The sequence below is a fragment of the Nocardioides zeicaulis genome (assembly GCF_042432345.1).
GTDB lineage: Bacteria > Actinomycetota > Actinomycetes > Propionibacteriales > Nocardioidaceae > Nocardioides > Nocardioides zeicaulis.
On record NZ_JBHLXH010000001.1, the window covers coordinates 1,111,431 to 1,125,412 of the forward strand.

The following is a 13,982-nucleotide window of genomic DNA, read 5'->3' on the forward strand; positions in this document are numbered from 1 at the left end:
GGGGCGACCGCCCCTCAGCCGGCCAGGATCCCGCGCGTCACCGTGGTCTGCTCGGTGAGCACGTCGCTGATCATGCTCTGGGTCTGGTTGATCCGCCCGACCACCTCGCCGATGTCGTTGAGCGAGCCGACCACGCCGGCGGCGTCGGCCTGGATGGCACCGACCTGCCCGCTGACGTCCGCGGTGGCCCGGGCGGTCTCGCTGGCGAGCTCCTTGACCTCGCCCGCGACGACCGCGAAGCCCTTGCCGGCCTCGCCGGCGCGGGCGGCCTCGATGGTGGCGTTGAGGGCGAGGAGGTTGGTCTGCTGGGCGATCTCGGTGATCACCCGGACCACCTTGCCGATCTCCTGGCTGCTGGCCTCGAGGCGGGCGACGAGCTCCCCGGCCCGGCGGGTGGCGTCGGCGGCGTCCTCGGAGACGGTCGTGGCCAGGTCGACGTTGCGCTCGACCTCGCTGATGCTCGTCATCAGCTCGGCGCCGGCGGTGCGCAGGCGCTCCGCGGCCTGGGTGCGCTCGATGGCCTGGGAGACCAGGAAGGCGGTGTTGCGCAAGGTGTCGCTGCGGTTCCGCGGGAGCTCGAGCCGCTCGGTGGCGAAGAAGTCCATCGTGGCGATGACCTGGCCACCGACGATGATCGGCAGGCACACGCCCGAGCGCACTCCTGCGCGCTGGGCGGCGGGCGCCCGGACGCAGTCGGTCATCTCGCCCAGGTCGGGCACGAACACCATCTCGCGCGCCGCCCAGGTGCGGCCGGAGAGCCCGACGCCCTCGCGGAACGAGGCGGCCAGGGTGACCTCGCGGAACTCGTCGCTGGCCGACCCCGACTCGAGCACGAAGTGCAGCGCCGTGCGCTCGGCGTCGAGGGCCCAGTACGAGCCGTAGGCCCACCCGAACTCCTCGCGCACGACGTCGAGCGCGACGCGCGCCGCCTCGTCCGGCGACTCAGCGGAGGCCAACCGGGCGAGCACGGAGGTGACCGCGGCCATGTCGCGGGCGAGCGCGGCCTGGCGGGCCCGCTCGTGCACCCGCTGCAGCGCCTGCGAGACCAGCAGTCCCACGGAGCGCAGGGTGGTCAGGTGGTCCTCGGTCGGGTCGAGGGCCCGGGTGGTGAGGAAGTCCATCGTGCCGACGACGCGGCCGCCCTCGTCGAGCAGCGGGACGCACACGCCGCTCCGGACGCCCACGCGGCGCGCGACGGGCGCGCGCACGCAGTCGGGGACGTCGGCGAGGTCGCGGACGAGGACGAGCTCGCGCCGCTGCCAAGCCCGGCCGGCGAGGCCGACTCCCTCGGCGAACGTGGAGCGGGCGGTCACGGCGGCGAAGTCGGGGCTCACCTGGCCCGAGTCGGTGACGAAGCGCAGGACGGCGGCCTCGCCGTCGACCTGCCAGTAGGAGCCGTACTCCCAGCCGAACGCCTCGCGCACCGCCCCGAGGGCCTCCTGCACGGCGGCTGTCGGGTCGGCGTCCGAGACGCCCGCCAGGGCGGCCAGCACGTGCGTCACGGCACGGGACTCCGACCGTGCCCGGTCGAGCACCATCGAGGCAGCGGTGGCGGCGGCGCGGGTCCGGCGGGTGGGCAGCATCAGATGTCCCTCGTTTCGCCCCCGCGGTGAGTTGGTAACTCCCTGTTCGGTCCTCGGGCTCGGGAACTGACGCGTTCGCGCAGCATGGTTGAAGGTTTTACTTTCCGATCCGGACCGCCCGGCTGTCGATCCGTCGGCCCGTCGTCCGTCACAGTGGTGACCGGGCCGCAGGAGCGGCCCTCGAAGAAGGGCACGAGGATGACCAAGTACGCGATCTACTTCATGCAGCAGTGGGTCGGGGACCACCCGGCCGAGTGGTACCAGGGCCGGGTCGAGCCGTCCCGCGCGGTGGTGCGCGACATGGAGGAGGCCGGCGTGCTGGTCTTCGCCGGCGGGCTCGTCGAGGACATGGACCTGGCCTTCAGCGCCGACGGCACGAGCGGCGAGATGGTCGTCTCCGACGGCCCCTACACCGAGGTCACGGAGTACCTCGGCGGCATCACGGTCATCGAGGTGCCCGACCTGGACACGGCGCGCACGTGGGCCGCGCGCGTGGCCGAGGGCTGCGGCTGGCCCCAGGAGGTCCGCGAGATCAAGTGACCTCGGCCGGGACCTCGGTCCTCAGGGGCCGAGCAGGCGTCGTCCCGCGCGGTCGACGACCTCCGTCCGGTCTCCCTGCGCGCCGGTGACGTCGACCAGCTCGTCGAGGCCCCACGTGACGAAGAGGTCCGCCCCGGACCCGCCGGTCAGGCGGTCGCGCCCGGGCCCGCCGATGAGCAGGTCGTCACCGCGGCCACCGACCAGGCGGTCGGCGCCGTAGCCGCCGTAGAGGTGGTCGTCACCTCCGCGTCCGAGCATGGTGTCGGAGCCGATCCGCGCCAGGATGACGTCGGTGCCGCGCGAGCCCCGCAGCTGCTCGTCGCCTCGACCGCCGACCACCATCCGCAGCCGCAGCACCCGGGTGGTGCCGCCGCCGCTGACGGTGACCACGACCCGGCTGGTGCCGGAGCGGTGCGGGCGGGCAGCGAGCGTGAGCATCGCGGTCTCTCCGCCAGCCACCTGCGTCAGGCTGATCGCCGAGGCGGGCAGCAGCCGCGGGTTGGAGGACGTGGCGCTGACGCGCACGTCCCGGCCCCGCACCGCGACCGGCAGGCTGACCCTGTTGCCCTGACGGCTGCCGGCCTGCTGGACCAGCGCGACCGACCGCAGCCGACCGGCCGGTCGCCACGACGTGCTGGCCGCCGCGGCCGCCGAGCCGTTGCCGGCCGCGTCGACCACTGCGCCGGCTCGTACGGCCAGGGTGACGTCACCCTCGGCCACCATGCCGCCAACCGTGACCTGCCAGGTGCCGGGCGCGCCGGCGACGAGGGCGACCGTGGTGGGCTCGGCGCTCCCGGCGACGGACAGGTCGGCCTCGTCGAGCCCGGTCACCGGCTCGCTGGCCACGACGTCGTACACCACCGGGCCGTCCTCGACGGTCGTCGCGGGCCCGCTCACCCGCAGCACCGGTGCGGCGCGGTCGACCGTGATCGCGAACCGTCCACCGAGGGCGAGGTTGCCCCCGGCCGACGCAGCGGCGGCGTCCGGCACGGACACCTCGACGTCACCGTCGGCGAGGGGACGGAGCTCGAACGTCCAGGTGCGGGCGTCCACGCGGGTCAGGTCGCCGACGCTCGCCCCGACCGGACGGAGGTCGGTGGCGTCGAAGCCGAGCACCGGCTTGCTGAAAGTGGCGGTGACCGGCACCGACGACTCCCGCGTGGTGCCCGACAGCGGGGACGTCAGCGCGAGGGTCGGCCGGGTCGAGTCGTAGTCCCGGACGAGTGTGTTGCTGGCCGCCGAGGGCAGGCCCTGCTCGTCGGTCGTCGCGCCCGCACGCACCCGCACGGTCACCTCGCCCTCCCCTGCCGGCACCAGGTCCGCCGTCCAGCGGGTGCCGCCACCGGCGAGGGAGGTGATGACCCCGTTGGTGACCGCGACGTCGTCCACGTCGAGCCCGGTGACGGTCTCGGAGAAGACGATCTCCACCGGCACGGGCGAGGTGGTGACCACGGCCGCGGTGGGCGAGCCCACGGTGACCGTCGGCGCGGTCGTGTCGTACGTCGTCGACGCCGCGCCGGTGGCCGCGCTCGGGTTGCCGGCGGCGTCGCGCGCGGCGCCCGCGGCGAGGGTCACGGTGACCTGCCCGTCGGCCGCCGGGGTGACGACGAACGTCCAGTCGCGCCCCGAGCCGGTGACCTGGGCGGCCGTGCCGTTGGTGACGTCGATCCCGGCGGCGCCCAACGAGGTGACCGGCTCCGAGAACCGCACCGCGACGGGGTAGGGCGCCCCGGCTCGGGCCGGGACGTCGAGCCGGGTGACGGTCGGCGCTGTCGCGTCGTAGACGACCGAGACCCGCTGCGAGGCGGTGCTGGTGTTGCCCGCGGCGTCCGTGAAGGCACCGGCGGGGAGCTGGACGGCGGCCTCGCCGTCGGCGGTCGGCGACAGGACCAGGTCGTAGACCCGCGGTCCCCCGCTCAGCGACGTCACGGTGGCGTTGGTGACGTCGAGGTCACCGGCGACGATCGTGGCGGGGTCGCTCAGGGTGAGCTCGACGGCGACCGGGGCGTTGACCAGCGACGGGCCGGCGTAGGCCAGGTCGGCGGTCGCGGTCGCGTCGTAGGTGAGCGCCACCTCGGCGCCGGCGGCGCTCGCGTTGCCGGCGAGGTCCGTCGCGGCGCCCGCGGGGAGCCGGACCGAGACGGGGCCCTCGGCGAGCGGGCTCACCGTCAGGGTCCAGTCGGCGCCGTCGCCGTCGACGTCGGTGAGCGCGGCGAGCCCCGCGTTCGCGGTGACGAAGTCGTCGAGCGAGAGGCCGGTGACGCTCTCGCCGAAGGCGACCGACAGCGTGAAGGACGAGCGCCGGGTCGGGTCGTGCGCGTCGGTCGACAGGAGGGTCGTCGGCGCGGTGCGGTCGCTGGTGACCGTCAGCTGCGTCGCGGCCAGGGAGGCGTTGCCGGCCTCGTCCACGGCGGCGCCGGCGGCGATGCCGAGCCGCACCGGGCCGTCGCCGGCAGGCGTGAGGGTCATCGTCCAGGTGGTGGGGCCGGTGGCGGTGAGGCCGGCGGCCGTGCCACGCGTCACCAGCACGTCGTCGATGCCGAAGCCCAGGACGCGCTCGGGCCAGGTCACCGTCACGGGGAACGACGAGGCGTTGCTCGGGGACACCGCGGTCGTGGTGAGCTGCGGGGTCGGACCGGTCGTGTCGTGGGTGCGGGTCACCGAGTCTCCGGCGGTGTTGCCGTTACCGGCCGCGTCGACGGCGACGTCCGCCGGCACGGCGACCGAGACCGGACCGTCCGCGGCGGGCACGACCTCGACGCGTCGCGTGGCGCCCGCGCCGGTCATCGTCGCGGCGCCGCCGGTGACGGTGAGCTCGCCGACGTCGAGCCCGGTGACGGGCTCGGTGAAGGTCAGGGTGAAGACGATGGGGTCGTCGCCGGTCGGGTCGCCCGCAGCCGAGGACACCGTCACGCCGGGGCGCGTCGCGTCGTACGTCGTGGTGCCGGACGCCTGGGCGTTCGGGTTGCCGGCCGCGTCGGTCACCGCACCGGCGGCCAGCCGCACGACCACGGGACCCTCCGTGTCGGGGGCCACCCGGACCGTCCAGGGTCCGGAGCCGGCCAGCGACGTCGCGCTGCCGCCGGTGACGGCGACGTCGTCGAGGCCGAGCCCGGTGACCGGCTCGCTGGCGGAGACGGTGACGTCGAAGGCACCGCGCTGAGGCGTGACGGGGCCGGTGACGGTGAGGACCGGGGCGGTGCGGTCGGAGGTGCGGGTGGCACCGGTGCCGGCGAGGCTGGCGTTGCCGGCGGCGTCGCTCGAGGTCCCGGCGCCGGGGGTCACGCCGACGGTGCCGTCGCCGGAGGGCGTCACCCGGACGGTCCACGAGGAGACGAGGCCGCTGCCACCGGAGGTGCGCACGACGCCGGCGACGGTGCCGCCCGTGACGGCGAGGCCCGGGGCCTGCGGCTGGGTCACCGGCTCGGAGAAGTCGAGGCGGAACTCCAGCGGCGTGCCGTTCGCCGGGTCGGGACCGAGCGCGGTGGTGGTCACGGTCGGCGGCTGGCGGTCGACGGTGTAGGCCTCGCCGGCGAACGGGAGGTTGCCGGTGGCGAGCGCCTTGCCCGTCGCGTCGGTGGCCGTGGCGGCGCCGCGGACGGACAGCGCGACCGTGCCGGCGCCGCTGCCGAACTGGGCGGCCACCGTGCAGGACGTGCCGGCGCACGAGATGCCCGAGAGCGTCGCCGACGCGCTGCCGGTGGTCACCAGCTGGAGGTCGGAGAGGTCGAGCCCGGTGACGGGCTGGTCGAGGGAGACCGTCCAGCGCACCTGCGCGGCGCTGGTGGGGTCGCCGTCGAGGCGGGTGACGCCGGTGACGGCCGGCGGGTGGTCGACCGTCGCGCTCGCGGTGGCCGTGCTGTTCGTCGCGGGGTCGTCGACGACGAGCGAGGTGGCCGCGATCGTCGTCGTCGCCGTGCGCACCGTCCCCTCGGACGCGGTGGCCATGGTGCCGGTGAGGGTGATCGTCCCCGAGGCGCCGGGGGCCATCGCGGGCACGTCCCAGCGGCCCGGGCCGGCGGCGACCGCGGGGCCGCTGACGCTGGTGCCGGCGACGTCGAAGCCGGGGAAGGAGAACGTCAGGGCGCTCGCGGCGCTGCCGACCGAGGTGGAGCGGGAGCCGTAGCCGACGGTGACCGTCACGGTGTCGGCCGGGTTGACGCCCGTGCGCGCCGGGGCCGGGCGGGCCGGGGTCACCGTCACGCTGGTGGTGAGGTCGACCAGGGCGGCGGAGCGGCGCACGGCCACCCCGGGGACGCCGTCGGCGCGCACGCGCGACCAGGCGTGGACGATCGCGCCGGACGGGTGCGCGACGGTCGCCGGACGCATGGACTCGGCGTTGTCGTAGGACATGTCCGCGTCGGTGGTGCTGACCTGGGACAGGTCGACGAGGGTCCCACCGGCGACGCGCCCGGCGACCACCTCGTAGTGGCCCGTTCCTGCAGTCGCGGTGCGCCGGGCGAAGGACACGACGTCCTGGTCCTGCGCGGTGTCGCGGGTCACGCTCGGCCAGGTGTCGTGCGCGCCCGAGGTCACCGCGGTGCCGGCGTCGTAGACCTGGGCGTCGTCGAAGGACGCGGTCCAGATCCGGTAGGCCCCCGTGCCGGACCCGTCGAGGTTGGACGACCAGACGGCGCGCCAGCGGGTGCCGCCGACGACGTCGGGCGCGAGCTGCTCGATCGCCGAACCGGCCGCGGCCGCGCCGATCGACGGACCGGCGGTGACGGTCGTGCCGGTGAGGCGGGCGACGCCGATGCGGCGCACGGCACCGCCTGCGTCGGAGGCGGCGACGCCCTCCCACACCACGGCGGAGCGCGTGGACGCACCCGTCGTGAGCGCCGCGACGCGCGGCCGGGTGCCGGTCTGCCCGTCCGGGCTGACCTGGACCACCGTCGGGGTGCCCGACAGGTCGGTCGGCACCAGCGTGGTCCACACCGCGGGCGCACCGTCGCCGGTGGCGGGCGTGTCGCCGTCCCAGACGACGCGGAGCTGTCCGTGGTCGAGGGCGACGTCGGGGTGCTGCTGGTCGTACGCCGCGCTCGTGGGCGCCACGCCGGTGAGGGCGACCGGCGTCGCCTGGCCGAGCACGGCCGGGTCGAGGACGACCGCCTGCACCTGCCAGCTGGTGGTGTCGATCGGCGTGGGAGCCCCTGCGGTGTCGGCCAGCACGTCGCCGGCGAAGACCAGGACGACACGACCGTCCGGCAGCGTGGCCAGCGACGGGTCGGCGGCGTCCTGCGTGGCGTCGGCAGGCGCACCCATCTGCGCGAGCAGGGCCGGTGAGCCGAGGGCTGCGCCCGACGCGTCGAGGACCCGGCCCCAGATCTCGCGCTTGAGGCCCTGCGCGGTGCCGGTGGTGACGGCACGGGTGCCCTCCCACGCGACGAGGGTGCGGCCGTCGGGCAGCGCGGTCGCGACCGACTCCCCCACCCCGCCTGCGGTGGTGGTGCCGGAGACGACGGTCTCGCCCGACCCCACGGCGCCCGCGTGGGCGGGCGTGACGAGGGCGACGGGCAGGCCGGCGGCGAGGGTCAGCGCGGTGGTGGCGGCGAGGCGGTGGCGCAGGAGCACGGGGGTCCTTGGGGTGACGAGGACGGCAGGAGCGGAGGGTGGGACGCAGCGTCAGCTGTACGACGGGAAGACGCCCTGCAGGGCGATGATCGCGGTCAGGCCGAGGTAGGGCTGCATGTTGGTGTGGGGCTGCGAGCCGCCGGCGTACGACACCGCACTCGGGTGGAGCTGGGTGTTCGCCGCGGCCGGGGCCGTGTAGGCCTGCTCCCCGCTCGCCCACGCGACGCCGGCGGGCGCGCCGGGGTCGCCGGTGGTGCCGCGGTGGTCGGTGACGGCGTAGCCGTGGGAGTGCGAGGGCATCTCGGCGACGGTCAGCGTGTGCGCCTCCTCGCCGCCGACCTGGCCCAGCGGGTAGGAGCCGTTGCCGCCCTCGCCGAGCGCGACGCGACCGCGCAGGTCGGGCAGGGCGAAGTTCGTCTGTCCGTTGCCGCCGTAGGTCGTGCCGAGGAGCGCGAAGAGCGCCTGGTTCTGGTTGATGGGCAGGAGCTGCCCGTTGCACAGCGCCCAGCCCTTGGGCGCGAAGGGAAACGAGACCCACAGGATCTCGCCGAGGAAGGGATCGTCCATCGTCGGTGACCTCTCAGCCGCGCGGGGGGAAGACGCCCTGCAGGGCGATGGCGTAGTGGAGCGTGAGGTAGGGCTGCAGGTTGTTGTGCGGCTGCCCACCGCCCACCGGGGACAGGGGGTTGGTCGTCGAGCCGCTGGAGTGGAGGAGCGGCGCCTCCCCCGTCGCCGGCACGGCGACCGCCGGGCTCGGCGAGGCACCGGACCCGTTGACGGCGGCCGTCGTGTGGGCGTGCGCCGGCATCTCCGACGGCAGGAGCGTCACCTGGGCGGCGCCTGCCTGCTCACCGAGCCCGTAGCCGGACAGGCCGGGGCCCTGTCCCTGGCCCAGCGCGACCCGGCCGTTGAGGTCGGGGAGCGCGAAGGTGCTCTTCCCGTCGCCGCCGTAGAAGGTGCCGAGCAGGGAGAAGAGCGCGGTGTTCTGGCTGATCGGCAGCAGCTGCCCGTTGCACCACGCCCAGCCCTGGGGGGCGAAGGTGTAGGGGAAGAGCGCGATCTCGGCCACGAAGGGTGAGGTGGACACGGTGTCTCCAGATCAGGGACGGTCAGGTCTGCGACGGGAAGATGCCGAAGAGCGAGATGATGAACGAGATGCCGAGGTACGGCTGCAGGTTGGTGTGCGGCTGCGAGCCGCCGGCCGCCGTCGCGACGCCCATGGGCTCGTCGGCGGCGGCGGGTGACCACGCCACCTCGGCCGGGAGGGCCGCGGGCACGCCGCCGACGGCGGAGCGGCTGCTCGCGCCCGACGTGGAGGCCGGCAGCGGGTGGGTGTGGACCGGGAGCTGCGGGACGGTCAGGGTGACCGTCTCGACGCCACCGGTCTCGCCGACCTGGTAGGTGGTGCCGCTGCTGGAGCTCCGCCCCTGGTGCACCGGCACCCGGCCGCGGAGGTCGGGCAGGGCGAAGGTGCTCTGCCCGTCGCCCCCGTAGGTGGTGCCGATGAGCTGGAAGAGCACCTCGTTCTCCGAGATCGGGATCACGCTCCCGTCGCAGAACATCCATCCGGCCGGCGCGAAGCTGCCCCCGAACATCCGGATCTCGCCGACGTACGGCTGTCCCATCAGCCCCTCCATCCGTTGAACGTGGCGGTCACGACCGTGCGACCGCGGCGGTCGGCCGCACCGGGCACGACGAACAGCGGGAACCGGCGCACGCGTCGCGAGCGCAACGTCCACGTGCCCTGGCGCACCGTGGCGCGCGTGCTGAAGGTCAGGACGTAGGACGTCCGGCGCCACCGCGCGAGGCGCGCCCCTCGCAGCCGCGGCGGGCGGTGGCCGGCGTCGGTGACGGCGTCCAGCCGGAGACGCACCGTGCGGCCCTCGAGGGTCGCCTCGAAGGTCTCGCCGACGAGCTTCTCGAAGCGCTCGCGGTCGGGCGCGGCCGCCGCCTCGGCGAGGTCGGGCGCGGCGAGGACGGCCGCGGTCGCGACCCCCGCGGCGACCACGGTGCGCCGGCCCGCAGCCGTCGCGGGCAGGTTGGTAGAGGGGTCCACCCCGATGTGTCCGATCCGTCGTGTCCGTGGCTGGCCTGCCGAGCGTGGCACGGCCGACGGCACCGGTCCGGCGTTTTACCCAACTGTGGATCGGGACCGGAAGGTCAGCGGGAGGCACCCCAGTCAGTGAGGCTCCGCGGCGCCCCGAGCCAGTCCGGGCGGGTGTCGGTGCCGTCGGGTCGCGTGCCGGCCACCCGGACCGCCACCCGCACCTCGTCGGGCGAGCCGAGCGCGCTGCGGGCGATCCGCGTCCGCACCTGGTCGGCGTCGTAGTCGACCCGCATCCGGTAGGACCCCTCGACCGGCTCGCCCCACGACCCGCGGGCGAAGCCGTCGGTGGTGAGCAGCACGTAGTCGGTGCCGGAGAAGTAGCCGCCGGCCAGGACGAACTCCGGCCCGGGGTCGGCGGGGTCGGTGTCGAGGAAGACGGCGCCGGAGGAGCCGGAGCGGTAGTCCGGGACCAGGTCGGCGTGGGTCGTGGTGACCACGACGTTGCGTCCGCCGTGCTGGACCTCCACCGAGCGGAGGTCGACGCCGTGGCCGAGGTCGCGTGGGTCGTCGGCGGTGAGCGTCGCGGCCGAGGCAGGCGCGACCTGGGTGAGGGCGAGGGCGGCGAGCGCGAGGGCAGCGGCCCCGAGCGAGGTGGTGCGCACGGTGGTGAGCACGGAGGTGAGCATGGTGGTGTGTCCGTTCGTCGTGTCGTGCCCCCGGTCGGGGACATGGAGAGGACGCCGGACGGCTCGCGGAGGTTGCCTCGCGAGGCCGGTCAGTCGCGGCCGACGGCCAGGAGCACGTCGACGACCTCGCCGAGCCCGAGGCCCTCGGCGCGCCGCACGGCGTCCTTCACCGGCAGGAACCAGGTGCCCTCGCGGGGGAACATCGAGGTGGTGAAGTCGGTGCCGCCGATCCGGGCGCGGACCGGGACGACGCCCCAGTAGGCGACCTCGGCCTTCACCTCGTCGACCAGCTCCGCCTCGTCGGGCGGCAGGGGGACGAAGTGGTAGGGCGCGGGGCCGCGCCACTCCACCAGCTCGCCGCTGAACTCCAGCTCCATGGGCACAGCCTGCCGGATCGGGACGTCGTGCGACAGGACGTGAGTGGGGCGGGCGGGAGCCCTGTATCTCCCGCCCGCCCGTCCACCGCACCCCTGCGGTGGGTTCCCCTGGAGGGGGTCTCGGTGCCGCGTGGACCTCAGCCCAGCGCGGCGACGGCAGCGACCACGTCGACCAGCCCGTAGCCCTTGTCGTACGACGTCGTGCCCAGCGGTCCGGCCTCGTAGGCCGCCCCGTCGGAGTACTTGTGGGTCGACACCTTCAGGGCCTCTTCGATGTCGGCGGGGGTGGCGGATGGGTCGGCCTGGAAGAGCTGCGCGACGATGCCCGCGACGTGCGGCGCGGCCATCGAGGTGCCGCTGATGGTGTTGAAAGTGCTGACGTCGAGCAGGCCGGGGCCGTCGTGCGGGTCGAGGCCGGTCGCGCAGATCAGCAGGTAGGGGCGGCACGAGGACGTGATCGCCTCGCCCGGCGCCGACAGGTCGGGCCACGTCGAGGGGTCCGTGGCGAGGCCGCGCGAGCTGAAGTCGGAGACGGTGCCCTCACGCGTGCCGGTGTCGGCGTCGAAGTAGGACGCGACCGACAGGATGCCGCCGGTCGGGTCCTGGCCGGGCGGGTTGGTCAGGCTCTGCGAGCCGTCGCCGCCGTCGTTGCCGGCAGCCCACACGGTGACGACGCCCTCCGCGGCCAGGGCGCGCTGGAGCTTCACCGTCGCGGACTGCGGGTCGAACGCACCGCCGCCGGTCGGGCCGTAGGAGTTGTTGGTGACCTTGATCGGCGGGCACGTCGAGGCGGGCACCCCCGGGCCGCACGGGGCGTCGTGGTGCTCCAGCACCCAGTTGAGCGCCGAGTCGGCGCCGAGGATGACGAGGGCGGCGCCCGTCGAGACGGACACGAGGCTGGCGCCCGGGGCGGCGCCCTGGAGGGTGCTGCCGTCCTTCAGCGTCGTGGGACGCCCGGCGACGATGCCGTTGACGTGGGTGCCGTGGCCGCCCGCCGACAGGGTGTCGGTGTCGAGGCCGGCCGGGACGCGCTGCACCGTGCAGGTCTCCGAGAGCGGCTCGCAAAGTGCCTTGAGGTTCGCCACCACGGCCGACGAGCCGTCCGCGTCGCGGAGGTAGGGGTGGGTGGGGTCGACGCCGGAGTCGATGACCGCGACGCTGACGCCTTTGCCGGTGAGCGGGGAGCCATCGGTGCCGGTGAGGGTGGCCGCGGCCTCCGCACCCCGGGTCGCGGTGTTGGAGGTCTCGGCCTGCTCGGCGGTGAACGCGATCGGCTGCGCGCCGCCCTCGACATAGGTCACGCCGGGCCGCGAGCGCACGGCGCGGACCTGGTCGGCGCTCGCCCGCGCGACGACCACGTCGATCGCGCGGAACTCACCCGCCTTCGCCATCCCGGTCGCCGCCACGGCGTCGCGCGCCGCCGCGAGCGACGAGCCGTGCACCAGCACGGTGGTCGGGCCGGTGAGCCGGCCGAGCTGCCGCGCGAGGAACGGGGACAGGTCCGCAGGCGCGGGCACTGCGGCCGTGGCTGCATCGGCGGCTGCGTCGGGGGCTGCGTCGGGGGCTGCGTCGGCGTGGCCGCCGGCGGCGAGGGTGGCGGACGTGGCGAGCGCGAGCGCCGCAACGGCGAGCAGGGGCTGGTGGCGCACGGGGCCTCCCGGGGACGAGGGTTCGGTGACCGTGCAACGAGCCACCGCGCCCGGGGTCACGCCTGCCTCGGCACGTCTCGTGCGGCCACCACCTCTCGGGGCCTGCCCCGGTCACCAGGCATCGGCGATGATGGCTGCATGACGGAGCTCCCCCGCAGGGCCGCAGCCCGCACGGCGCGGCTGGCCGCGCTTCCGCTCGGTTACGCCGGGCGCCAGGCACTCGGCCTGGGCAAGCGCCTGGGCGGCAAGCCGGCCGAGGCGGTGATGACCGAGGTGCAGCAGCGCACCGCCGAACAGCTCTTCCGCACCCTGGGCGAGCTCAAGGGCGGTGCGATGAAGTTCGGCCAGGCCCTCAGCGTGCTGGAGGCGGCGCTGCCCGAGGAGGTCTCGGCGCCGTACCGCGAGCACCTCACGGCCCTCCAGGACTCCGCTCCCCCGATGCCCACCTCGACGGTGCGCGAGCAGCTGACCACCCACCTCGGTGCGGACTGGGGCGAGCGGCTGGTGTGGCTCGACGGCGCCCCGACCGCGGCGGCGTCGATCGGGCAGGTGCACCGTGGCCGCTGGCTCGACCACACCGACGCCTCGGCCGGCGAGCGCGACGTCGCAGTCAAGGTGCAGTACCCCGGCGCCGGGGAGGCGCTCATGTCCGACCTGCGCCAGCTCTCCCGCGTGGCCCGCAGCGTGGCGCCGGTCTTCCCCGGCCTCGACATCAAGCCGCTGGTCGCCGAGCTGCAGGCGCGCGCGGCCGAGGAGCTCGACTACCACCTCGAGGCCGAGGCCCAGGCGGCGTACGCCGAGGCCTTCGCCGACCACCCCGACATCGTGGTGCCGGGGGTCGTGTCGGTCGGCGAGGAGGTGCTGGTGACCGAGTGGATGGACTCGCCCCACTCGCTGGCGCACGTGATCCGCGAGGGCACGCAGGAGGAGCGCGACCACTACGGCGAGCTCTTCGTCCGGTTCCTCTTCGAGGGCCCGAAGCGCACCGGGATGCTCCACGCCGACCCGCACCCCGGCAACTTCCGGGTGCTGCCCGCCCCCGACGGTGGCCTCGGCCGCCTCGGCGTCCTCGACTTCGGCGCCGTGGCGCGGCTCGAGGACGGCCAGATGCCGCCGGCGACCGGGCGCCTGATGCGGATCGCCCTCGACTCCGACGAGGAGTCGCTCGTGGCGGGCCTGCGCGCGGAGGGCTTCATCAAGGACCGGATCACGATCGACCCCGGCATGCTGATGAGCTACCTCGCGCCGTTCGTCGAGCCCGCCGCGCAGGAGCGGTTCACCTTCACCCGGGAGTGGATGCGCGAGCAGTTCGAACGGGTCAACGACCCGCGCTCGGAGGAGTTCACGCTCGCGATGAAGCTCAACCTGCCGACCTCCTACCTCCTGATCCACCGCACGTGGATCGGCGCCATCGGCCTGCTGAGCCAGCTCAACGCCTCCGCGCCCTTCCGCGAGATCCTCGAGGAGTCGCTGCCCGGCTTCGCCGACTGACGGCCGACTGACGGCCGCCTCCCGCTCGCTCGCCGGAT

The 13,982-nt window shown here is 75.0% G+C and carries 11 protein-coding genes; 2 read left to right on the forward strand and 9 right to left on the reverse strand.

What is annotated here, in order from left to right; genetic code table 11:
- Window positions 1-14 precede the first annotated feature (14 nt).
- Window positions 15-1,583, reverse strand: a complete 1,569-nt coding sequence (locus ACFFJG_RS05540) for a GAF domain-containing protein (protein WP_378517601.1) — start codon at window positions 1,581-1,583, stop codon at window positions 15-17.
- A 198-nt stretch (window positions 1,584-1,781) separates the two neighbouring features.
- Here ACFFJG_RS05540 and ACFFJG_RS05545 point away from each other — a divergent pair, with 198 nt between their 5' ends.
- Window positions 1,782-2,123 carry a YciI family protein gene (locus tag ACFFJG_RS05545; RefSeq protein WP_378517602.1) on the forward strand — a complete coding sequence of 114 codons (342 nt, stop codon included), beginning with the start codon at window positions 1,782-1,784 and terminating at the stop codon, window positions 2,121-2,123.
- A 21-nt stretch (window positions 2,124-2,144) separates the two neighbouring features.
- Here ACFFJG_RS05545 and ACFFJG_RS05550 read toward each other — a convergent pair whose 3' ends face one another.
- From ACFFJG_RS05550 to ACFFJG_RS05585, 8 genes are all read right to left on the reverse strand, one after another.
- Window positions 2,145-7,694, reverse strand: coding sequence for an Ig-like domain-containing protein (locus ACFFJG_RS05550; RefSeq protein WP_378517603.1), 5,550 nt, complete (start codon window positions 7,692-7,694; stop codon window positions 2,145-2,147).
- Between the two features lie 51 nt (window positions 7,695-7,745).
- Window positions 7,746-8,261: a phage tail protein gene (locus ACFFJG_RS05555; protein WP_378517604.1), complete on the reverse strand. Its 516-nt coding sequence runs from the start codon at window positions 8,259-8,261 to the stop codon at window positions 7,746-7,748.
- A gap of 13 nt (window positions 8,262-8,274) precedes the next feature.
- Complete coding sequence (locus tag ACFFJG_RS05560; RefSeq protein WP_378517605.1) at window positions 8,275-8,781, reverse strand: phage tail protein; 507 nt, start codon at window positions 8,779-8,781, stop codon at window positions 8,275-8,277.
- Between the two features lie 22 nt (window positions 8,782-8,803).
- Entirely contained in the window at window positions 8,804-9,319 is a 516-nt protein-coding gene (locus ACFFJG_RS05565; RefSeq protein WP_378517606.1) for a phage tail protein, read from the reverse strand.
- Window positions 9,319-9,750 carry a DUF6916 family protein gene (locus ACFFJG_RS05570; RefSeq protein WP_378517607.1) on the reverse strand — a complete coding sequence of 144 codons (432 nt, stop codon included), beginning with the start codon at window positions 9,748-9,750 and terminating at the stop codon, window positions 9,319-9,321. The genes ACFFJG_RS05565 and ACFFJG_RS05570 overlap by 1 nt, the downstream gene beginning before the upstream one ends.
- Window positions 9,751-9,854: 104 nt before the next feature.
- The gene (locus tag ACFFJG_RS05575) at window positions 9,855-10,415 is read right to left on the reverse strand and encodes a hypothetical protein (RefSeq protein ID WP_378517608.1); all 561 of its coding nucleotides are present in this window, start codon (window positions 10,413-10,415) and stop codon (window positions 9,855-9,857) included.
- 101 nt (window positions 10,416-10,516) lie between these two features.
- Window positions 10,517-10,804, reverse strand: coding sequence for a DUF1905 domain-containing protein (locus ACFFJG_RS05580; RefSeq protein WP_378517609.1), 288 nt, complete (start codon window positions 10,802-10,804; stop codon window positions 10,517-10,519).
- Window positions 10,805-10,941: 137 nt separating this feature from the next.
- Complete coding sequence (locus ACFFJG_RS05585) at window positions 10,942-12,453, reverse strand: S8 family serine peptidase (protein ID WP_378517610.1); 1,512 nt, start codon at window positions 12,451-12,453, stop codon at window positions 10,942-10,944.
- Between the two features lie 138 nt (window positions 12,454-12,591).
- Here ACFFJG_RS05585 and ACFFJG_RS05590 point away from each other — a divergent pair, with 138 nt between their 5' ends.
- A complete protein-coding gene (locus tag ACFFJG_RS05590; RefSeq protein WP_378517611.1) occupies window positions 12,592-13,944 on the forward strand; it encodes an ABC1 kinase family protein in 1,353 nt (450 codons plus the stop codon).
- Window positions 13,945-13,982: the final 38 nt, after the last annotated feature.